The organism is Nostoc sphaeroides (assembly GCF_003443655.1).
GTDB classification, from domain to species: Bacteria; Cyanobacteriota; Cyanobacteriia; order Cyanobacteriales; family Nostocaceae; genus Nostoc; species Nostoc sphaeroides.
This window is the reverse complement of record NZ_CP031941.1, coordinates 3,499,183-3,522,597: the sequence shown is the minus strand read 5'-3', so window position 1 is coordinate 3,522,597 and position 23,415 is coordinate 3,499,183. Positions and strand designations below refer to the sequence as shown.

The following is a 23,415-nucleotide window of genomic DNA, read 5'->3' as shown; positions in this document are numbered from 1 at the left end:
GCGAACGCATTTGCTATTTTGGCGTGTCAACAAGTCTGAAATAGCTGATTAACCAGGGTTTTACCCCACCCTAACCCTCCCCCCAACGACTTGCTCAGGGCATCGCTTGTAAAGGGGAGGGAACTAGATTGATTTCCGGTTTCCCCCCTTTACAAGGGGGGATTAAGGGGGGTAATTACTCCTAACTTCTCAAGTTCACGCCGAATTTTTCCACTAAAGCTTCGCGGACTTTATTGTGTACTGGTTCCACTTCGGCCTCAGTCAAAGTGCGATCGCTAGCCCGATAAACTAGGCGGAATGCTAAACTCCTCTGTCCTTCGGGGACATTTTCGCCGCGATATTCATCAAATAATTCTACTGTTTCGAGCAAATCTTTACCCGCTTTGGTAATTACTTTTTCAATTTCGGTAACTGAGATTTTCACGGGTGCGAAAAAGGCAATGTCGCGATCGCTAGCTGGATAGGTAGAATAAGGCTGGAATGTTGGCACAAGAATTTCATCTTGTCCTAGAGACTCTAATAGCACATCTAGATCCAACTGGAAAACATAAACGGAATCTGGTAAACCTTTTTCTCGTCGCAATTGGGGATGGAGTTGTCCAAAAATACCCAGCCTGTTACCCCGAATCCACAGGGAAGCGGTGCGCCCTGGATGTAAGCGATTATCTCGGCAATCGGGTTGAAATTCTACCTGCAAGGCTAGTTGCCGAAATACACTTTCTAAAATGCCTTTAGCTTCAAACCAGTTGATGGGTTGTTCGCGTCCACTTTTTGACCATTTGCCAAGGGTGCGATCGCCTCCCACAATCCCAGCTAGGGTTTCTGTTTCTTGCAAACCGTCTTCTTCTTGCCAGAAAATTTGCCCGATTTCAAAACCGTTCAAGGCACCATTACCCTGCTCTAAATTGTATTGAAAGGCATCAATCAGCCCAGATATCAAATCGGTTCGCAGCGCTGAATATTCGACAAATAAGGGGTTTGACAATACTATATTTCTGTCTTCTCCTGGTTTGACTAAAGAATAGTGAATTAATTCTGTCAACCCTTCAGCCCGCAAGAAAGCTCGTAATTTGCGAATCAATTCTTCATCTAAAGGCAGATAGCCAGCTTCTGCTTTTTCTGGTAAAGTATCACAGAATTTGTTGTAACCATAGAGGCGGGCGATTTCTTCAATTAAGTCAATTTCTCGCTCTAAGTCGCGGTAACGATAGGGGGGAACAGAAACTGACCATTTAGGTTGATGGTTAGTATCTTCTTTTGAAGGAGTTAACTTACATCCCAATGCAGTCAGGATGCGCTCAACATCTTGTTCTTGGAGTTCACCTGTATCCTCTCCTAAATCTATCGGCCCCAATATTTGATTAACTCGGTCTAAACGCAGGGCGATAGAATGACTCCAGGTAGACGGATCGGGGCGGGTGTCGGCAATTTCCTGCTGGACAAGAATTCCACTAGCCAATTCGCTAATTAAGGATAAGGCGCGGCGATTAGCTATTTCCAATTCAGCGCGGTTAACTCCCCGTTCATATCTGCCAGAAGCCTCACTTCTTAACCCAACACTTCGAGAAGAACGGCGAATTGCTACGGAATCAAATAAGGCTGCTTCTAAAACTAGGCTTTGCGTCCCTTCATGGACTTCTGTCTCTTCCCCACCCATGACTCCCGCCAGTGCAACAGGCCTGTCGTTTGCGGTAATTAACAAATTTTGGGTTGATAGGGTGCGACTTTGTCCATCTAGGGTTTTGAGGGATTCTCCATTATTGACGAAGCGAACGCCGATGGTTAAATTTTCGCTACTTGCAACAGATTTTAGGCGATCGCCATCAAAGGCGTGTAGTGGTTGTCCCCATTCCAACAAAACGTAATTAGTAATATCCACAACATTACTGATGGGACGTACCCCAGCCGCCCGCAAACGCTGTTGCAACCATTCGGGAGATGGGGCAATTTTAACCTGTTCAATTACCGTACCGATGTATGCAGGACAAGCTTGGGTATCGGCAATTTTTAAAGCTAAATTTCCGCCACTTTTGGTAATGGAGACTTCACCAGGTTCAGGAATGCTCAACTTTCCACCAGTTAAAGCTGCTACTTCCCGTGCTACGCCTACCATACTCAGAGCATCAGCGCGATTGGCAGTTGCAGTCAAGTCTAAAATTACATCATCTAAACCCAACAACGGCCGCACATCACTACCCAATGGTAAATTTTCCTGGGTAAAAATATGAATTCCGTCTACATCGGTGGGCAAACCGAGTTCCTTTAAAGAACAAATCATGCCCTGAGAAGGGACACCACGCAATTTTGCAGGTTTAATTTTTAAATCGATGTTGGGTAAGTAAGTACCCGTAGTTGCCACTGGTACATAGATATCTGCCTTCACATTGGCAGCGCCACAGACAATATTTAAAGTCTCACCTGTACCGATATCGACTTGGCAAACACTTAATTTATCGGCGTTGGGATGGGGTTGACGCTCAAGCACTTTGCCGATAACCACGCCATTTGCCCAAGTGCGGCGATCTTCAATCTCTTCTACCTCAAACCCCGCCATTGTCAGGGTTTCGGCTAATTCTTCTGGACTAAGTTTGATCTCTACTAGTTCGCGCAGCCAATTTAGAGAAATACGCATGGAATGTGCTTGTTTTAGGAATCGTCTTTTGTTCTTATTTTAGGGTGCAAGAAGCGATCAATGGCTATTCGTCCCGCAAGGCTTACCCTTTCGCTTGAACAATCCTACTACGTTAGATTGGCAGAAGAATATATTACAAAAAATTGAGCTAATTATGTAAGAGATGCGATCGCAAAGAATAGTAGTGCTAAGAGTTGCAAATATTCAAGTAGAAATTTTGAGTAACGGAGAGGAAATCATTCAATAAGTCATTTAGATTATCAACAATTATTTGTAAAAACCCTGGAACGATATACAGGATAACGATATAATCTGGACTTGTTTTTTCTCTGTTATCAACCAATACGGTTCAGTTAATGCCAAAATCCTTAAACTGCGTAGGTTGGGTTGAGGAACGAAACCCAACATTTTTGGTGCTTTGTTGGGTTGCGCTTTGCTTAACCCAACCTACAATTTTTCTTAACTGAACCGTATTGTGTTATCAACAAGCCTGACAATTCAGGTCATCTGGAAAACCTCTCTTCTATTTCTCTCTTCCTTTAAGGACAGAGACTTTGAATTTCCCCCTTCTTGCTACGTGTTGGGGGTTAGGGGGTTAGGTCAATCGTTAGCTTTTCCACATAACGTGAAAAGTCAGATCAACAAGCCTAGTTTTTTGCTGTGAGCAATTACCACGATAGTGAGAAATCCGGGTGTTTTGTTTCCGAAAAAAAGCGTGTCAAAGGTTGGTCATCTAGTTTCTATTAACAACAAGTTGAACAATGTAGTCTTTGAGTGCGATCGCCTGTCCTTTTGGGTACGGGGAAACCTCTCTCAATGTCACCGAATATTTACCTAAAAATTGAATTGGTAAAGAATCACTACCTGGGATAAGGGTTAGCATTAATGTTGAAACTTGCAAATCATTTTTTATAATGTCTAATTCAATAATAACTTGCCCTTGCCAAATACAAGTTACATTAGTTGGACACCGAGAATCCTCGATAACTTTTGAAAATTTGATTTCAATATTTTCACTGGGTAGATAAGCTGTCTTTCCATATTTAAGATAAAATGGAGTATTTAAACTAGTTCCAACTTTAGCCATCAATTGTTGATGGTTACCTTGAGCAATTGATTGGACTTCTATTCTTGAAGGTTTGATATTTGATACAAGTCCATAGCTAGGAAGACAATTTACTCCACCAAGAAATGTTAATATAACTGCGCTTACTACACTTTTCATTTTTTATACTCCATAATCAAGAATTCTTATCAGTGCTTTTCAAAGAATTCGTTGCTTAATTTATCTTGAAGATTCACTCTAATTTTACTTTCTAGCATTATTACTCGATAGTTTAGCAATTATTACATTATGTAAAAGGGACATTATTTTTTCTCTGTTCTCAACAAGCCCAGATTTTTGCGATGAGCAATTACCACGGTTTTACAAGACTTTGGGTAATTATTATCTGTTAGGCTGTTAGGTGCGATCGCCGAGTCATGTGTAGATTATCGCACAAAGTAATGTGCATAAAAAACTCATTGGAGTAGTTAATTTAAGTCAAATGCATAAAGATTATTTTCAGTAATTCAGCGCGAGTAAACGGTTTGGTTAGATATCCAGATGCCCCAACTAGTTTGGCTTTTACTTTGTCTAAAACCCCTTTATTACCAGTGACAAAGATAATAGGAGTATTTTGAAATATGGAATTATTTCGTATAATCCGGCACAACTCATAACCGTCTATTCCTAGCATGTTTAAATCCAACAAAATTAAATCCGGTTTGTGCCTTATAATTGACAAAACGGCTTTTACTGGATCGTTAATAGTCACTACAGAAAAATTTTCATTTTCTAAGAAACGGCTAATTTCTTTGAGAATTGTGGGGCTATCATCTACAGAAACGATTTTGTGGACTTTTTGTGCCGTTACAGTAGCAGCCGTTACTGTTTGGCAAGCAGGATTTATGTTATTTGATAGTGTTGCTTCCTGAAAGTTCTCTTTTGAAGGAGCAGAAATCTCTGGTAATCGTTGAACAGGAGCTATATTCTCTTCAGAAATATCTTGGTAAGAGTTAAAGGTGATATTTAGTTCTTTTTTGGTGTCAACTAACTTGGGAATGAATTTTGAGATCAGCGATTGCTCCTCAAATAGCTTTGGTAATTTATCATAAGGTGGATCGGCTTCATGCAAGATAATCGCACCCTCAAGTATGTAAGGGTATAAAATGCGAGCCAGTTGGATTTCATTTTGATTCAAAATTACCGCCAGATGACACAGGCTGAAACCCTTCATCCAATTAGTTAAATCTGGCTGAAGTTTTGGTAAATCTTGCTTTTCAAATTTGCTGTTAATCAACAGATATGGACGTTGATATGGAGAAGAAATTTGGGGAACAAAAGCTTGCCAACTTTGTAATCTTACTTGGCAACGTTCTATAATTTTTTCTACCTCTAGCCGGCAAATTCTTGGCATTATCTCAAGTGGCTCTGCTAATTCATAAGTACCTTCTTTGATTAGCAAAAATGATTCAATCACCTCTTGAACTAATTCTTGAATCAGCACTGCTGCTTGTGTAGAATGTAGATGTTGTTGATTAATAAGCCAGGATATAGCCTGATATTCAGGAGGGTGGCTTCTCGAATTGCTGTCATCTTCGATTAACTGAGTGTGTGAATCAGGTTCAAACATTAGACGTAGTTGAACACGAACCTCACTGGTAAGCAGTGGAATTTGGCGGCTGAGGCGACGCAAATGACGTTCTAGCCGGTCAAAGGGTTCCACTGAGTGGGTAGCGTAGGTTATTCTTCCCTGTTCTAGGTAAATCGACCAAGAAACTGAGTTACTTAATGCTTGTAAACAAGTACTGTCGGAGCAATTGGATAACTGTCTTAACAAACTTAGAGGACGTAGTTTGGTGAATGCACCAGAATTATTCATATTTCTCAAGTTTTTTGCGGAATCAACAACCGAACATTTGTAAATTGAAAATATCAGCGATGAAATATTTTCTTCTTTGTAATATTTCTCTCTGCACAAAATATTCCTTTTGAAATATGTATATATGTTAAAAGGAATAGGGGCTTAGAACTTGTTTGTTACATTTGGCACATTCTACTTAATTGATCTATCTCAAAAAAAAATAGGTGGGTATGAATAAACATAAACACCTATCATAGCTAGACTATCAGTAGATGTTAGTTACCAACTCTTGGCTGAATACCTTAATAATGATGTTTATTTATGCCCACTTGCTTAAAAGAGTAAATTTGATTCCAAGTTTTTGCAGTTACACTGCTATACTTCTAGAGCTAATGAGCTTAATTATGGTTAATTATTTTTATGTAAAAGAACGATTCTTCTACATAAAATCTTTAAGAAGTTATCTAGGAAAGTTTACGTATTTATTGTACTGTAGGGTTAAAGGATATAAATTTTGGGTAGATACATTACAACAGGGAATGCTGGGTTTTGATAAACTCTTTTTTGCTAAACTAAGCTGTTCTCAAGTTCTTCTTAAATATGTCGAGAACTTCATGAAAAAAATTTGTTTAATAAAAGTTAGAGCATCTACCACTAGATACTATATTCTGTAAGTCGCCCTGGCGACTGTAATTATATACTCTGAGAAAAGGAAAAGAAGGCTTTGAATTATAACATAACACAAAAAGTTATGGATGATACATTAAGACTTGATGAAGTAGTAGAATTTGCTGAGAACCCAGAACCACGTTGTCCTTGTGTACTTTTACTAGACACATCTGGCTCGATGCAAGGAGATGCGATTGAGGCTTTAAATCAGGGTTTACTAAGTTTAAAGGATGAATTAGTCAAAAATTCCTTAGCCGCAAGACGGGTGGAAGTGGCGATCGTAACTTTTGATAGTAATATCAATGTAGTACAAGACTTTGTGACTGCCGATCAATTCAATCCGCCGATTTTGACAGCTCAGGGATTGACTACAATGGGTGCAGGAATTCATAAAGCTTTAGACATAATTCAAGAGCGGAAATCTCAGTATCGTGCCAATGGGATTGCTTACTATCGTCCTTGGGTATTCATGATTACCGATGGAGAACCACAAGGCGAGTTAGAGCATGTGGTGGAGCAAGCATCCCAGCGCCTACAGGGAGATGAGGCAAATAAGCGCGTAGCATTTTTTACAGTAGGTGTAGAAAATGCGAATATGACTCGTTTAAATCAAATAGCTGTGCGTACCCCCCTGAAGCTGAAAGGATTAAATTTTATCGAGATGTTTGTTTGGTTGTCAACTAGTATGTCGGCTGTTTCTCATTCACAGGTAGATGAACAGGTAGCACTACCGCCGATTGGTTGGGGAACTGTTTAATTAAAAATTAGAGCTTGATGTTTAAACACCTAGTATAGGTCGGCGGAAATAAACCTACCATTTCATTACAGCCAGAAAGCCCAAAATTAAAGCATGTCTGACTTTTGATTTTTGACTTCCGCCAAGCGGTACTAGCTGCTGAAAAAAAATCTATGAACATATCAAAACAGATTGCTCAATGGCGGATTGTGGCTGCGTCTGTATGTGGTACAAGTCACTTAAAAAATAATCAGTTATGTCAGGATGCTCATCACTGGCAAGTATTATCAGATAACGTTTTAGTGGCAGCCGCAGCAGATGGCGCGGGTTCTGCATTACTTGGGAAAGTGGGAGCGATGATTGCTGTGGAGACAGCAATAGAAAACATTTCCACTCTTAAACTCACCCGGAAAAGTTTGAGTGATGATGCTTATGTGCGATCGCTCTTAAATGATGCCATACTAGCCGCCAAAAAAGCTGTGGAGGATGAGGCGGCGACTTGTGACAAACAGCCTCAAGATTTAGCAACTACCTTAATTGTGATGCTCGCTACACCAGAAGTTGTGGCTGTAATGCAAATAGGTGATGGTTTGGCAGTGGCAAAAGATAGCATGGGCAACCTCCTCGCACTTACTATACCCGACAGTGGTGAATACATCAACGAAACTACTTTTTTAACTTCACCTACTGCCTTAGATACAGCGCAGATGAGAGTCTGGCGCACAGACATAGTAAATGTTGGCATCATCACCGACGGACTACAAATGCTGGCTTTGAATATGGTTGTTGGCGAACCTCACAAACCCTTCTTTTTTCCCCTATTTGAATTTGTAGCTAATGCCGAGGATAAGACAGAAGCGAAGGAGCAGTTGGTAAAGTTTTTACGCTCAGAGCGGATAACGCAACGCACTGATGATGATTTGACACTCATTATAGCTGCATTCAACAACTCATAAGCAAAAAATTTACAGGTTTCACATCTTACAATAACTCCGTTAGCGGTAATTTCATTATGCAGGTACTACGTTGTTCCCCTAGAAAAGAAATCCTCAGTCTCAATGTCAGTTTGGGACGTGGCGGTGAGGCTTGTGTTTATGCAGTGCCATCCGATAATAACTTGGTGGCAAAGATTTACCACAAGCCAACTACTGCCCATGCTGATAAACTCCAAGCGATGCTTGCCAACCCGCCAGAAAACCCGACGGCGAGTTTAGGGCATATCTCTATCGCTTGGCCAGAGGATTTATTACGGGCGGCAGATGGCAAAAATAGCATCTTGGGCTTTTTGATGCCACGCATTCAAGGGATGCGTCCAATCATCGACTTTTACAACCCCAGAACTCGCCGTCAACACTGCCCCCTATTCAACTATCAGTACCTGCTCCGCACGGCTCGTAACTTGGCGGCAGCTTTTGCTGCTTTGCACGCTAGTGGATATTGTATTGGTGATGTGAACGAGTCAAATATCCTCGTCAGTGATACAGCACTGGTGACTTTGATAGACACAGACTCTTTCCAAGTACTCGACGCAAACAGCAATGTTGTTTATCGCTGCCCAGTAGGTAAACCAGAGTTTACCCCACCAGAACTACAGAATAAAACTTTTGCCCAGCACGATCGCGAAATTTCTCACGATTTATTTGGGTTAGCGGTGCTGGTATTTCAACTCTTAATGGAAGGCACGCACCCATTTTCGGGGATTTTTCAAGGCGCTATTGAGCCACCGCCCTACGAAGCCCGTATTGCATCGGGTCATTTTACTTACAGCCAAAAGCGCTACGTACCCTACCTGCCTACACCCATTGCACCCGCTTGGGAAATTCTTCATCCTAGCTTACAAGAACTATTTGTCCGTTGTTTTGAAGACGGTCACAACAACCCACAACTGCGCCCCAGTGCCCAGGCTTGGCTATCAGCTATTGCTGAAGCCGAAGATTCTTTGATTACCTGCACGACAAATCCTCAGCATCGCTACAACAACCATATACGTAGCTGTCCCTGGTGTGAACGTACCGTGCGATTAGGCGGACGCGACCCCTTCCCATCACATCGGGCTATAGAAGCTAGAGAACATCTCCAACCGCGAATCAAACGGAAAAAGCACTACACCCAGACACCGCATTTTCCCCAGCGAACCATGTCACCGCACTCAGCTAATTATTGGCAACCAGTAATTACCCCAAGCGGTACATCTTATAAACCTTCCAAGAAGTCAAAGTTGTACCCGATTATTTGTTGCTTGCTAGGTTTTGGTTTATTGGGATATGCGGACGTAATGATTAAATTTACTCAGCCGTTGGTTACCCAAAATGCTTACACTCAACAAACACTGAAGTCTCCCCAGACAAGCAACAAACTCAGCTTCGCCGATTACTATCAGCAGGGTTATACTGCTTACAAAGACCGAGATTATGAAAAAGCAATTGCCAGCTTTACCGGAGCAATTGAACAAGAACCGACACATGCCAGAGCGATTGTAAATCGTGGCAATGCTCGCTATAACATGAAAGACTACGAAGGAGCAGTTGGAGATTATAGCGAAGCTCTTAAAATCAATCCCAATCAAACCAAAGCTCTTGTGAATCGGGGTAATGCCCGCTATATGCTAGCCGAATATAGCAACGATCCTGATTTAGAGTATAACCTAGCGATCGCAGACTATAATCGCGCCATTGGTCTGAATAATAATGAAATTGAAGCTTATATCAGACGCGGCATTGTCCGCACCCAAATGGCTAAATATAGCGGTGAATCTCAACAAGCTTACAAAAGAGCGATCGCCGATTTTACTCACGCGATAAAACTTAATGTATCCAAAGCAGAAGCTTACTTTCAACGTGGTGTAGTCTATTATCAAATTGCTCAATATAGCAGCAATTATGAGCAAGAATATCATCAAGCGATCGCTGACTTTAACCAAGCATTAACTATCAGCCCCAAACTAGCAAAAGTATATCTCAAACGAGGTATGGTTCGCTATGAATTAGCACAGTATGGCGGTAGTGAATCTAACAAAAATCAAGCGAAAGCTGTCGAGGATATACAGGCATCTGCCAAATTCTTCCTTGAGCAAGATGATATGGATAATTATCAGCAAGCACTCAGTAACATGTGTGTAGTCATAGAAAACAAATGTGACCCTTTATTCAACACTTCAAGTAATGTGGAAAAAACTAACTAAAAACAACAGGACTTCCGCAAAAACTGCCAAAAAGCTTAAATTATCGAACCGCCAAGACGCCAAGAGCGCCAAGGATTCGTAGAGTGTGCGTAAGTCCTGAACAAGTAAGTTTTTTAACTAGTATATTATTGGTTTGGATTTCAGAAATCAAGCCTGATTAGGGTTAGCGTCAGCTAACCCTAGTTATTTATTTGGTTAAATTTTTATTTAAAAGAGTAAATTATTTTCCTATTTATAGATATTCATATAGCTTTTATATAGAAAAGATTTTAATTTATATTTCCTTCATAATTTTACCGAAAATAACAGTTAGATTATTGACTGAGAAAAGAAAAAAGAAATCAATTTTTCTCTATCTAAGTGCATCCTCTTCATCTCGATAAAGTCAACTAATTTTGGATTTTGGATTTTGGATTAAAAGAGTTTTTTGGTACATGCCCCGCTAGGAAAATGGGCAGAACAAATCTACTCATAGCCTCGTGACGTTCGATGACTAATCCCAAATTGCAAATCTAAAATCTAAAATTGGCACGGTCAAATAATTATATCCCTACAAATCTCCGAGGTAATTGCATGAAAGCGGTGATTTTGGCTGGAGGACTTGGTACACGCCTCAGCGAAGAAACTAGTATCAGACCCAAGCCGATGGTTGAGATTGGTGGTAAGCCAATTCTCTGGCACATAATGAAAACTTACTCTGCTCACGGCATTAATGACTTCATTATTTGTTGCGGTTACAAAGGTTACATAATTAAGGAGTATTTTGCTAACTACTTCTTACACATGTCAGATGTTACCTTTGATATGCGATTTAACCAGATGAACGTGCATTCTGGTTATGCTGAACCCTGGCGTGTCACCTTAGTAAACACGGGTGATAATACAATGACAGGCGGACGCTTAAAGCGAATCAGTGAACATCTTGGTAATGAGACTTTTTGCTTTACTTATGGTGATGGTGTAAGTAATATTAATATCACCGAGCTAGTTAAATTTCATAAAGAACAAAAAACATTAGGAACACTCACAGCCGTTCAACCAGCCGGACGTTTTGGTGCTATTTCTTTAGGATATGAGCAAACTAAAATTACCAGCTTTCGGGAAAAACCCGAAGGTGATGGAGCTTGGATTAATGGCGGTTATTTTGTGTTAGAACCAGAAGTAATCAATTTGATTGCTGATGACTCTACCGTGTGGGAGCAAGAGCCATTAGAAAAGCTAGCTGATATGGAACAACTATCGGCTTTCAAACATGATGGTTTTTGGCAACCGATGGATACTTTACGCGATAAAAACTACCTAGAGGGGCTATGGACAAGTACTCAAGCTCCTTGGAAAGTTTGGTAAGAGAAGAGTTAGGAGTTAGGAGTTAGGAGTTAGGAGTTAGGAGTTAGGAGTTAGGAGTTAGGAGTTAGGAGTTAGGAGTTAGGAGTTAGGAGTTAGGAGTTAGGAGTTAGGAGTTAGGAGTTAGGAGTTAGGAGTTAGGAGTTAAATGACGAATGACTAATGACTAATGACTAATGACTAATGACTTTATAAATTTACTGTAATTTCAAGTGCGATAATACTAATGTATGATTTTGCAATTATAGGTGGGGGAATAGTTGGGCTTTCTACAGCGCTGGCTTTAGGAAAACGCTATCCCAATGCCCGTATTTTAGTCCTAGAAAAAGAGAGTCAATGGGCATTTCACCAAACCGGCAATAATAGTGGAGTGATTCATTCTGGTATTTACTACAAACCAGGAAGTTTCAAAGCTAAATTTTGCCGTGACGGTTCTCGCTCAATGGTAGAGTTTTGTCAAGAGCATGGAATTGAGCATGAAGTTTGTGGTAAGGTAATTGTTGCAACTGAAGAACAAGAACTACCACGCTTAGAAAATCTCTACAAACGCGGCTTAGATAATGGCATAGAAGTTAAGAGAATTAGCCCCGAAGAAGTTAGAGAAATTGAACCTCATGTAAAATGTGTAGGTGGACTTCGGGTATTCTCAACTGGTATTGTTAATTACAAGCAAGTTTGTTTGAAATATGCCGAGCTAATTAAACAGCAGGGCGGGGATTTACACCTCAATACAAAAGTTTTGAAAATCTCCCCAAGTGGTAAAAATCAGGTACTGCAAACAAACAAGGGTAACTTTGAAACCCGCTTTGTAATTAATTGTACTGGATTGCATAGCGATCGCACCGCCAAATTAGGTCAAGTTGAACCCCAAGCAAAAATTGTTCCATTCCGGGGAGAATATTACGAACTCACAAGAGAAAAACGCTATCTGGTTAAAACACTAATTTACCCAGTTCCCAATCCAGATTTTCCCTTCTTGGGTGTTCACTTTACCCGGATGATTGATGGTAGCGTCCATGCAGGGCCAAACGCGGTGCTGTCGCTCAAACGCGAAGGTTACAAAAAAACCGACTTTGACTTACGGGATTTTCTGGAAGTTATCACCTATCCTGGTTTCTGGAAATTGGCAGCAAAACATGCTGATGAAGGGATTCAAGAAATCATTCGTTCTTTTAGTAAAGCAGCCTTCACCAGAAGTTTGCAAAAACTAATTCCTGAAGTGCAAGCAGAAGATTTAGTTCCCACCCATGCAGGAGTCCGCGCTCAAGCCTTAATGAACGATGGCAAGCTTGTAGACGACTTTTTGATTGTTTCCGGTCAAAACTCCATTCATGTTTGCAATGCTCCTTCTCCTGCGGCGACATCTTCTCTAGAAATCGGTAAAGCGCTTGTGGCAGAAATTCCGCAACTCTCGCATCTAGATATTGCGGTAACTGCATAGATAACATCGTTATTACTTCCGGGCTGCTGAATAAAAGGATGAATCTTGTATAGTGGGCATCTTTTCCAGCCTGGAAATACAAGAGACGGGTAAGATACCCATCCCACAAGAAAAAGTGTAGTGCATCAATTAAGAACCGCTATAGAGTGCTGCTACCCAATAGGTTAGTCGCCAAACTATGTAATGACTGTTAGCCGAGTTACATATAGCGCTTCTGGGTTGAGTCCAATGACCTAACCCCCAACCCCTTCCCTACAAGGGAATGGGAGCAAGATTCAAAGCCTCTCTCCTCTTAGGAGAGAGGTTTGGAGAGAAGTCAAGTTATTTGCATACAAACGAAAAATATAGCGGTTCTCTCTTGAATGCAACACCCTTTAGGGCAAATATTTGTGCGCCCCTAATTTAACTCATCAATACAAAGGCATTAACCACAATGAAAATATTAGTAACTGGAACAGAAGGCTATCTTGGTTCGTTATTACCCCCTCTGTTAATTGAACGGGGACATGAAGTTATCGGTCTAGATACTGGTTTCTATAAAGTTGGTTGGCTGTATAACGCTAATGGAGTGACACCCAAAACCCTCAACAAAGATATCCGCAACATCACCCCTGATGATTTGGAAGGTGTTGAAGCCATAGTTCACATGGCAGAACTCTCCAACGACCCAGCCGGACAATTAGCGCCTAATATTACCTACGAAATTAATCATGTAGGTTCAGTTCGTCTAGCTAGCCTAGCTAAGGCTATGGGTGTGCGCCGTTTTGTATATATGTCTTCGTGCAGCGTCTACGGTGTTGCTACCGCAGGTGATGTCACCGAAAAATCCCCAATTAATCCCCAAACAGCCTACGCAGAATGCAAAACTCTTGTAGAAAGAGATGTTGCACCACTCGCAGATGATGACTTCTCTCCCACCTTTATGCGGAATGCAACTGCCTTTGGTGCTTCCCCCAGAATGCGCTTTGATATTGTTTTAAACAACTTAGCAGGGTTGGCATGGACTAGCAAACAAATCAAAATGACCAGTGATGGTACACCCTGGCGGCCATTAGTCCACGCACTGGATATTTGCAAAGCAATAGTCTGCACTTTGGAAGCACCACGGGACATTGTACATAACCAAATCTTCAATGTGGGAGATACAGCAAACAACTATCGCGTTAAAGAAATCGCGGAAATTATTGCTGATATTTTCCCAGATTGTAAATTGTCCTTTGGTGACAATGGTTCAGATAATCGCAGCTATCGCGTATCTTTCGAGAAAATCAACACAATCCTACCTGGATTTAAGTGTGATTGGAATGCCCGACTTGGTGCCCAGCAGTTATTTGATTTATTCAGTCAAATACACATGGCTGAAGATACTTTCTTGTTTAGAGGATTTACTCGCTTAAAACAACTAGAGTATCTGATTCGTACCGAGCAAATTGACAAAGATTTTTTCTGGAATAAAAAGTAGTTATAGTCGCCTAACAGCAGCGAACAAATAATCTAATATTCCGAATCAACACTATTTGATTCGGAGTTATCCTACCTATCAAATTATTTGCAATTAGTGAGTTAAAGTTTATGGCGATCGCAAAATGTCGTTTCAGTGGTCAACCCCTGCACCAAACCTTTATTGATCTAGGAATGTCGCCTTTAGCAAATGCTTATTTGACAGCAGAACAGCTAAATCATGCAGAGAAATTTTATCCTCTCCATGCTTATGTTTCTGAAGACACTCTTTTAGTTCAATTAGAACAGTTTGAAACACCAGATCACATTTTTAGCGATTATGCTTATTTTTCTTCTTACTCGGTAAGTTGGCTAAAACATGCCAAGGCTTACACCGAGATGATGGTAGAAAAGTTTGGCTTTAATCATCATAATCAAGTTATTGAAATTGCCAGTAACGACGGCTACCTACTGCAATATTTTCTAGAAAAGGGAATCCCTGTTTTAGGAATAGAACCAGCCGCAAATATAGCTAAAGTGGCTGAAGACAGAGGCATTCCTAGTATTAATAAGTTTTTTGGAGTTGAAACTGCCAAAGAATTATTGATACAAGGAAAACTGGCTGACCTTTTAATAGGTAATAATGTTTTAGCTCATGTACCAGATTTAAATGATTTCATTGCTGGAATGAAACTCATCCTCAAACCCAACGGTATTTTGACGATGGAGTTTCCTCACATTTTGCAACTTATTCAGCAAAATCAGTTTGATACTATTTATCACGAGCATTTTTCTTATTTTTCATTCCTGACTATCGAAAAAATCTTTGCAGCACACAACTTGCAACTTTTTGACGTAGAGGAATTATCAACTCATGGCGGTTCACTAAGAATCTATGCCAAACATGACTACGCTGTTCATCTTAGCATTAGTCAACGAGTTAGAGATTTGAAAGCTAAAGAAATTGCCGCAGGGCTGCATCGCATAGAGACTTACATTACATTTGGAGAAAAAGTCAAAGAAACAAAGCACAAGCTATTAAATTTTCTCTTGACAGCTAAAGCAGAAGGTAAGTCAATCGTTGGTTATGGCGCACCTGCTAAAGGCAATACATTGCTCAATTACTGTGGAATTGGTAAAGATTTTATCGATTATACAGTAGATTGCAATCCTTACAAGCAAGACTTATTTTTACCTGGAACTCATATTCCCATTTTTCATCCAGATAAAATCCGCGAAACTAAACCAGATTATCTTCTAATATTGCCTTGGAATCTCAAGGAAGAAATTATGGAACAAATGGCATTTATTGGCGAATGGGGTGGAGAGTTTGTAGTGCCAATTCCTGAAGTTAAAATTTACCCATCGCCTATTAGAGATAAGGTTTTAATAGTGTTGTAATTACTATTTATAAACCCAAAAATTGCCTGTTATTACTATACTTATCTGGCGTTGAGATCGTGGGCAATATTGAAGTGATTTCTAAAAAAAAATGCTTTGATGTTTTTCGGAAATCGCTAAAGAGTAATTAAAAGGTGTATCTACTATAAATTGTTGCTGCCGAACCATAAAAATTAGATTGGGAAGCAGCTTAATACCTTCTTAACTACAAATTAGAGCTTAATATGAATAAACTGCTGACTATTGCCATTCCTACATTTAATCGTGCCCACCTTCTAGATAAACAACTTACTTGGTTAGCTCAAGCTATTAAAGGTTTTGAAGACGACTGTGAAATTTTAGTTTCTGATAATTGTTCAACAGACAATACTCAGGAGGTGATCCAAAAATGGCAAAAAATACTTAGTAATATTACATTTAAATCGAATAAAAATTTAAAGAATTTAGGCGTAGTAAAAAATATTATGTATTGCCTAAATTCTACAACAACCAAATATGTTTGGACAATTGGTGATGATGACCCAATTCAAGATAGAGCCATTGCTTATGTTATTAGCAAGCTCAAGCAATATGAAGATTTATCATTATTGTTCCTCAACTTTTCTGGACGGAACCAAATTACTGGTGAACCAGTCCACCCACCAACAATTGTTGGTAATCGCTGGTTTGATATAGAGAGTGAAAATGGTGATGGTGATGGTAAAGCTATATTTGAACATTGTTTTTCAAAAAGTGTTGGCGCAGTGATTTTTCTGACTGCTACAATCTACCGGACTGACCTAGTAAAACGCGCTCTGCAAGATTGGCCTGATGCTGAGAATAACTGGATATCTTTAGCATATTTAGCCGGATATTGCGCTGCTAATGGTAGGGTAATTGTCACTAAAGAGACTTATTTGGAATGTGTTGTTGGTGTGAGTTATTGGCAGAAAGAACCAAAATCTGCACTGTTAATGCAATACAAACACATCCCCGAAGTGATTTTGAAATTAGAGAAAAGTGGATATTCTAAGCAGTTTTGTAGACGGATGCTTTTGCAGAACGGTAAAGAAGTCAACTTGAAAGTTTTCTTAGGTGCTTTAAGAAGATGGCCTATGTCCGCTATCAAAATAGTAGTTCCATTTTTGGCTTTAGTTAGTTTGTGTGCTTTTGACGTGATGGTTTCTAAAGAACTTGCTTTAGCAGAATCAAGTGAAATACCGACTCAAGAAGTGCGGACTTATAAGCCGTAAGCTATGAAATTGCTCACAAATATGTATTAAAAATAGGAGGAATTTACACCATGTTTAGCGTAATTAAACGCAAAATAGCTACATTGTCTTTTGACTTTGAATATTACATAGCCCGTTGGAAGCATAGCAGAAATTTGCCAGCATTAGAAGGAAGCGATCGCCAAATTCTTAAAACTCTCAAAAAAGATGGCGTTTACGTCACAACACTGGCAGATTTAGGGTTAAACTCTAGCTCAGAACTGCTCAGAGCTGCTTACCATCAATTGTCTCAGATGGAAAATCCCAACAACGACCATCTAGACGAAAAGTTACCGCAAATTTCTACAGTTACAGGTTTACCAGAATTTTATGCTTGGGGAATCGAGAAAAGGCTTCTTAACATCATCGAAAATTATATTGGTCTTCCTGTTGCTTTTCATGGTGTACATTTACGCAAAGATTTCAATAACAAACATCAGTTTGGGACGCTATTATGGCATAGCGATGCAGAAGACCGTCGAATTATCAAAATCATTATTTACTTGAATGATGTAGAAGAAAAAACTGGGCCTTTTGAATACATCCCCCGCTCTTTAACTTCCTTATTTAGTTGGAATTATTTTCAACTTTACTACAAACTTTGGAAGTCAGGTTATATGGGTATCGACGATGAACAAGTAAAACCAGTCATCCCCAAATCAGCTTGGAAATCCTGCCCAGGCCCAGCAGGTACTGTCATTCTTGTAGATACGAAAAATACTTTGCATCACGGCACAGTCCGCACAGAAGACCGGTCAACACTATTCTTGTGTTACACCGCCAATCCTCCTGAAAGACCAGACCTCTGCACCCAATATTGGGATGATACTTATCCCAGAGCAGAATTACGTTCTGCATCAGATGCAGTTAAAGTTTCGACTTAAAAACGCGCCGGAAGAATATCTAATTTAATTAACCGCAGAGGCGCAGAGGAAGAGAAAGACCCGATGAAATTTCTAGATTCCTGACACAAAATATCTCTCAAACTCTCATCTCTCTGTGCCCGGTTATTGAGCGAAGTCGAAATACTGCGCCTCTGCGTCAACGTTTAATTTCTTTACTCAACATTCATCTCAAAGCAATCAAATGATTTTTACCAAAACCGCACTCAAAGACGCATTCATTATTGATTTAGAAGAAAAGCCAGACCACCGTGGTTTTTTTGCTCGGTCTTTCTGCGCTCAAGAATTTGAAGCACACGGATTAAAGCCAACAGTTGCCCAATGTAACCTGTCTTTTAACTATAAAAAAGGCACTATCCGGGGAATGCACTATCAAATTCTGCCAGCCGCAGAAACAAAATTAATTCGCTGTACTAAAGGCGCAATCTATGACGTAATTATTGATATGCGTCCTGAATCTCCTAGCTTTTTATCACACATCGGTGTAGAGCTAACCCCAGAAAATCGCCGCGCTTTGTATGTTCCAGAAATGTTTGCTCACGGCTATCAAGCACTCACAGATGAGACTGAAGTCGTATATCAAGTAGGTGAATTTTACACGCCAGGGTATGAAAGAGGTTTACGCTATGATGACCCATTCTTTGCCATTGATTGGCCTCTAGATGTGACTGAAATATCTGAGAAAGATTTAAATTGGCCTTTGTTGAGAATGATGACTGTTGGCGGTACAGTTTCCAGATAACTATAGACTATTTCTCTGTGCCAGGTATTTTAGTGCAGAGAACTAATGGTCTGTCTCGTTAAATTTGAGTGATAAGAGAACGAACCGCAAAGGACGCAAAGAGCGCGAAGAAAGAAAGAAAGAAAGAAAGAAAGAAAGAAAGAAAGAAAGAAAGAAATTGAAATTTGATTTACCTATCAGAATTACTGACTTTTCACGTTATGTGGAAAAGTCCACCAAAAACCTAACCGCCTAACCCCCTTCCCGACACTCTAAGGGGGAAAATTCAAAGTCTCTCTCCTAAAAGGAGAGAGAAATAGAAGTGAGGTTTTTCACATCCCGTGAAAAGTTAGATCAGAATTAATGGGACAGACCACTAGTCGGATGTCAAGTTTAAATTGATGGGTAAGTAAGTTCGTAGTAAGGACTTTAGTCCTTATCCTCTAAGCAAGCTTTGTACTTACTACAAACTTTTCATTACTAGCTTAGATATTGTACTAGCACAACACACTGGCTCGTCTGCATGAAGTAATACAATAATTAATTAGGATAGAAATAAATGCCAAATAATCTTCTATCTCGTGTCGGAAATACTATCTCTTTTGTCTCTAAAAAAGTCCAAGCTCGCATCAATTACGCTAAGACGTTACAGGTTGTTTCCCTAAAGCCTAAACAGCCTTCTAAGGGGAATGTACTTCTTTCTTATCGGATTGAGCCATTCCTTTTAAAACCTGGTCAGCCAATGCCTAATGACCATACTTGGTACTGGGAAGTTTGGCAAATTGCCCAAACTTTTTTAACTTTAGGCTATAACGTTGATGTTATCCAATTTCACAATGATAAATTCGTTCCCCAAAAAGATTACGCATTTTTCATTGATATCCGTCATCGAATGGAAGCGCTTGCACCAAAACTCAATAAGGATTGCATCAAGATTTTCCACGTTGATATTGCGAATATGGTGTTTCGTAATGCAGCAGAATGCAACAGACTTCTAGAACTACAACGGCGCAAAGGTATCACCTTAAAACCACAGCGATTTGAAGTTCCTAACTTGGGAATTGAATATGCCGATTGTGCGATTGTGTTAGGTAACGATTTCACAACTGATACATTTAAGTATGCCAATAAACCAATGTATCGCATCCCAATTTCTTCGCCCGTGCTTTATCCTTATGCCGACAATAAAGATTTTGAAGCGGTAAGAAAGCGTTTTCTGTGGTTTGGTGGTAGTGCTTTAGTCCTCAAAGGATTAGATTTAGTTTTAGATGCCTTTGCCCAAATGCCGGAATACCATTTAACAATTTGTGGCCCGGTAAGTAGTGACAAAGAATTTGAGCAAGCTTTCTATAAAGAACTGTATGAAACACCTAACATCCACACTTATGGTTGGATTGATGTTAGTAGCTCTGATTTTATAGAGGTGACAAATAACTGTCTAGGGCTTGTTTATCCTTCCGTTTCTGAAGGACAGTCAGGAGCAGTAATTAGTTGCTTGCAAGCCGGGTTAATCCCGATTTTAAGCTACGAATCTGGTGTAGATGTTCACGATTTTGGTGTGATTTTTGATAATCTTTCTGTTGACGAAATTAAGGCGAAAGTTAGAAGTATTTCCAATTTGCCTGTAGAAGACCTAAAGCTGATGTCTCGTCAGGCTTGGGAATATGCAAGAGCAAATCATACCAAAGAAAAGTTTGCCCAAGTTTACAAAAATGTTGTGGAGCAAATTATCGAAAATCATAGCCAGAAAAAACAGACTGCTTCTATAGCGTCTAGCAAAGAACCAGTTATTAGCCATAGCTAATCTTAATTCCCATGAAAATGTACTTAATATTTAGCCGTAAAAAATTATTAAGTGCAAAATTATCCAGAATTTGTATCACAACCAACAGTTCCAAAAAGGAGTTTAGTTCATGATTATTATCGATCGCGCCTTACAAGCCCGTGCAGCAGCAGGAAATCCTATCAAGGTGGGAATGATTGGTGCTGGTTTTATGGGTCGAGGAATTGCCAACCAAATTGTCAATTCAGTGCCAGGAATGGAGTTAGTTGCTATCTCCAATCGCCAGATTGATGCAGCTAAACAAGCTTATTCGGAAGCAGGAATTGAAGATATTCAAGTTGTTGCAACTGTCAGCGAATTAGAAGATGCGATCGCTAACGGTAAATATGCAGTCACAGAAGACGCTAAGTTACTGTGTCGGGCCGAGGGCATCGATGCATTAATCGAAGTCACAGGTGCAGTGGAATTTGGCGCTCACATCGTTATGGAAGCGATCGCCCATTGCAAGCATGTGATCATGATGAATGCCGAACTCGACGGCACCATTGGCCCCATCCTGAAAGTCTATGCTGACAAAGCAGGTGTGATTCTCAGCGCCTGTGATGGCGATCAGCCAGGGGTGCAAATGAACCTCTACCGCTTTGTCAAAAGCATTGGTCTAACTCCCTTATTGTGCGGTAACATTAAAGGACTCCAAGACCCCTATCGCAATCCCACCACCCAGGAAGGATTTGCTAAACGTTGGGGTCAAAAGCCCCACATGGTGGCTAGCTTCGCAGACGGAACCAAAATTTCCTTTGAGCAAGCGATCGTTGCCAATGCCACAGGGATGAAAGTCGCTCAACGGGGAATGTTGGGATATGACTTCAACGGTTATGTCGATGAAATGACCCAGCTATATGATATTGAACAACTCAAAGAACTGGGCGGCATTGTCGATTATGTAGTTGGAGCAAAACCTGGCCCAGGCGTATATGTATTTGCCACACACGACGACCCCAAGCAACAGCACTATCTCAACTTATACAAATTAGGCGAAGGCCCACTTTACAGCTTCTATACTCCTTATCACCTCTGTCATTTTGAAGTTCCCTTGTCCGTAGCGCGGGCTGTCCTATTCGGTGATGCGGTTATGTCTCCATTAGCAGGCCCGCTAGTAGATGTTGTCACCACTGCTAAAATCGACCTGAAAGCAGGAGAAACCTTAGATGGCATCGGTTACTACATGACCTACGGACAATGTGAAAATTCTAATATCGTTCAACAGCAAAATCTTCTACCAATTGGTTTAGCTGAAGGATGTCGCCTCAAACGAGATATTTCTAAGGATCAAGTTCTCACTTATGAGGATGTAGAATTACCTGAAGGCAGACTCTGCGACCAACTAAGAACTGAGCAAAACAATTATTTCGCCTCAGAAAAAATCTTAGCAGCAGTTGGGTAATATCGGTTCCAAAAATATTCGCAACAAATCAATTGGCTGTAGGGGTGTACAGCTGTACGCCCCTAATACGTTTCGGATAAGATCCCCCCGCCTGCGGCGATCCCCTTAAAAAAGGGGGTAAAAAGAAGAAAAAAGCCCCCCTTTTTAAGGGGGGTTGGGGGGATCTCCGAGGCCCCTACCAACATATTTGTCACAAGAATTTCGTGAAGAGGATAAGAAGCTATACTGCGGGACACTAAAGTTGTTGATAATAACTTGCTGGGGAGCGTTGAAACAAACCCGATCGAAACTTTAGGTCAAATTCATGAAAATTGCTCTAGTCCATGATTATTTAACCCAGCGAGGTGGGGCAGAGCGTGTGTTTGAACTGCTTTGTAAGCGTTATCCCGAAGCAGATATTTTCACATCTCTGTACGATCCAGAAAAAACTATTGATCTAGGCGATCGCATAGTCAACACAACCTTTTTACAAAAGATTCCCGGTGCAGCAAAATATTTTAGGTCAATGGCTCCTCTATATTTTCCTGCCTTTCGTGCCTTGGATCTGCAAGACTACGATTTAATTATTAGCAGTAGCACCAGCTTTGCTAAAGCTGTGCGAAAAAATCCCAATGCCCGCCACATTTGTTTTTGCCATAATGTCACCCGTTTCTTATGGGATACAGCAACCTATTTAAGAGAGTACGGAGACTATAGATATTTTGCTCCTTTAATCGAACAAATATTTCAAGTAATGAGAAAGGTAGACCTGAAATATGCACAGGAACCTGACCTTTACATTGCTAATTCTAGTGTTGTTGCCCGCCGTATTGAAAGTATTTATGGCAAAAAGGCAATGATGGTAAACTATCCAATTGATACTAGTAAATTTCTTTTTTCCGATATAAAAGAAGAATATTATCTGGCCTCAGCCCGGATGATTAGCTATAAGCGCCTTGATATAATAGTTGAAGCTTTTAATTGGCTGGGATGGCGCTTATTAATATCAGGTGATGGGCCAGAACTTGCACGGTTAAAATCCAAAGCATTAAAAAATATTGAGTTCTTGGGACACGTAAGTGATAGAACCCGCAAAGACTTGTTTTCCAAAGCCAAGTCTATTATTGTCGCAGCCTTAGAAGACTACGGATTAGTTCCAGTAGAGGCTAATGCTAGTGGCACACCAGTCATCGCCTATGGTGCAGGTGGAGTATTAGATACCCAAATACCAGGTGAAACCGGAGTCTTTTTCAAAAGGCAAACACCCGAATCTCTACAAATTGCATTACTAGAAGCCAATGGCATCTCTTGGGATTACGATCGCATCCGTAATCATGCAGTAGCAAACTTTTCCGAGAATGCCTTCTTTGGGAAAGTTGAGCAAATCATTAACCAAGCTTGTGGTGTGCATCAATTATTCATTGGTCATTAGTCATTAGTCATTAGTCATTAGTCATTGGTCATTAGTTATTGTTTTTTGGTACATACCTCACTTTAAAAGTGGGCAAAAGAACTTTCTGATATCAGACTAATAATTCAAACCATGTTCTTTATAGACGTGGTATCTCAATGAATAATGGCTCTGG

General features: G+C 40.3%; 16 protein-coding genes. 13 read left to right on the top strand and 3 right to left on the bottom strand.

Annotated features, from left to right (window positions below):
- Positions 1-181: 181 nt before the first annotated feature.
- From pheT to D1367_RS15410, 3 genes are all read right to left on the bottom strand, one after another.
- The gene (gene pheT / locus D1367_RS15420) at positions 182-2,632 is read right to left on the bottom strand and encodes a phenylalanine--tRNA ligase subunit beta (RefSeq protein ID WP_118167228.1); all 2,451 of its coding nucleotides are present in this window, start codon (positions 2,630-2,632) and stop codon (positions 182-184) included.
- A 733-nt stretch (positions 2,633-3,365) separates the two neighbouring features.
- Positions 3,366-3,857 (bottom strand): hypothetical protein, encoded by a 492-nt coding sequence (locus tag D1367_RS15415; protein ID WP_118167227.1) that lies wholly within the window; start codon positions 3,855-3,857, stop codon positions 3,366-3,368.
- Between the two features lie 313 nt (positions 3,858-4,170).
- Positions 4,171-5,556: a response regulator gene (locus D1367_RS15410; protein ID WP_118167226.1), complete on the bottom strand. Its 1,386-nt coding sequence runs from the start codon at positions 5,554-5,556 to the stop codon at positions 4,171-4,173.
- Positions 5,557-6,289: 733 nt separating this feature from the next.
- Here D1367_RS15410 and D1367_RS15400 point away from each other — a divergent pair.
- From D1367_RS15400 to D1367_RS15340, 13 genes are all read left to right on the top strand, one after another.
- Complete coding sequence (locus D1367_RS15400; protein ID WP_118167224.1) at positions 6,290-6,964, top strand: vWA domain-containing protein; 675 nt, start codon at positions 6,290-6,292, stop codon at positions 6,962-6,964.
- A gap of 152 nt (positions 6,965-7,116) precedes the next feature.
- Positions 7,117-7,899, top strand: coding sequence for a PP2C family serine/threonine-protein phosphatase (locus D1367_RS15395; RefSeq protein WP_118171481.1), 783 nt, complete (start codon positions 7,117-7,119; stop codon positions 7,897-7,899).
- Positions 7,900-7,955: 56 nt separating this feature from the next.
- Positions 7,956-10,124 (top strand): tetratricopeptide repeat protein, encoded by a 2,169-nt coding sequence (locus D1367_RS15390; protein ID WP_118167223.1) that lies wholly within the window; start codon positions 7,956-7,958, stop codon positions 10,122-10,124.
- 573 nt (positions 10,125-10,697) lie between these two features.
- Complete coding sequence (gene rfbF / locus D1367_RS15385; RefSeq protein ID WP_118167222.1) at positions 10,698-11,471, top strand: glucose-1-phosphate cytidylyltransferase; 774 nt, start codon at positions 10,698-10,700, stop codon at positions 11,469-11,471.
- Between the two features lie 223 nt (positions 11,472-11,694).
- Entirely contained in the window at positions 11,695-12,909 is a 1,215-nt protein-coding gene (lhgO, locus tag D1367_RS15380; protein ID WP_118167221.1) for an L-2-hydroxyglutarate oxidase, read from the top strand.
- Between the two features lie 433 nt (positions 12,910-13,342).
- The gene (locus D1367_RS15375; protein WP_118167220.1) at positions 13,343-14,371 is read left to right on the top strand and encodes an NAD-dependent epimerase/dehydratase family protein; all 1,029 of its coding nucleotides are present in this window, start codon (positions 13,343-13,345) and stop codon (positions 14,369-14,371) included.
- A gap of 110 nt (positions 14,372-14,481) precedes the next feature.
- Complete coding sequence (locus tag D1367_RS15370; RefSeq protein ID WP_118167219.1) at positions 14,482-15,750, top strand: class I SAM-dependent methyltransferase; 1,269 nt, start codon at positions 14,482-14,484, stop codon at positions 15,748-15,750.
- A 224-nt stretch (positions 15,751-15,974) separates the two neighbouring features.
- Positions 15,975-16,982, top strand: a complete 1,008-nt coding sequence (locus D1367_RS15365) for a glycosyltransferase family 2 protein (RefSeq protein ID WP_118167218.1) — start codon at positions 15,975-15,977, stop codon at positions 16,980-16,982.
- Between the two features lie 50 nt (positions 16,983-17,032).
- Positions 17,033-17,884 carry a phytanoyl-CoA dioxygenase family protein gene (locus D1367_RS15360; RefSeq protein WP_118167217.1) on the top strand — a complete coding sequence of 284 codons (852 nt, stop codon included), beginning with the start codon at positions 17,033-17,035 and terminating at the stop codon, positions 17,882-17,884.
- Positions 17,885-18,086: 202 nt separating this feature from the next.
- Positions 18,087-18,644, top strand: coding sequence for a dTDP-4-dehydrorhamnose 3,5-epimerase (gene rfbC / locus D1367_RS15355; RefSeq protein ID WP_118167216.1), 558 nt, complete (start codon positions 18,087-18,089; stop codon positions 18,642-18,644).
- Positions 18,645-19,182: 538 nt separating this feature from the next.
- Complete coding sequence (locus D1367_RS15350; RefSeq protein WP_118167215.1) at positions 19,183-20,427, top strand: glycosyltransferase; 1,245 nt, start codon at positions 19,183-19,185, stop codon at positions 20,425-20,427.
- Between the two features lie 109 nt (positions 20,428-20,536).
- Positions 20,537-21,850: an NAD(P)H-dependent oxidoreductase gene (locus D1367_RS15345; RefSeq protein WP_118167214.1), complete on the top strand. Its 1,314-nt coding sequence runs from the start codon at positions 20,537-20,539 to the stop codon at positions 21,848-21,850.
- 304 nt (positions 21,851-22,154) lie between these two features.
- Positions 22,155-23,261: a glycosyltransferase gene (locus D1367_RS15340; protein WP_118167213.1), complete on the top strand. Its 1,107-nt coding sequence runs from the start codon at positions 22,155-22,157 to the stop codon at positions 23,259-23,261.
- The last annotated feature ends 154 nt before the right edge of the window (positions 23,262-23,415 follow it).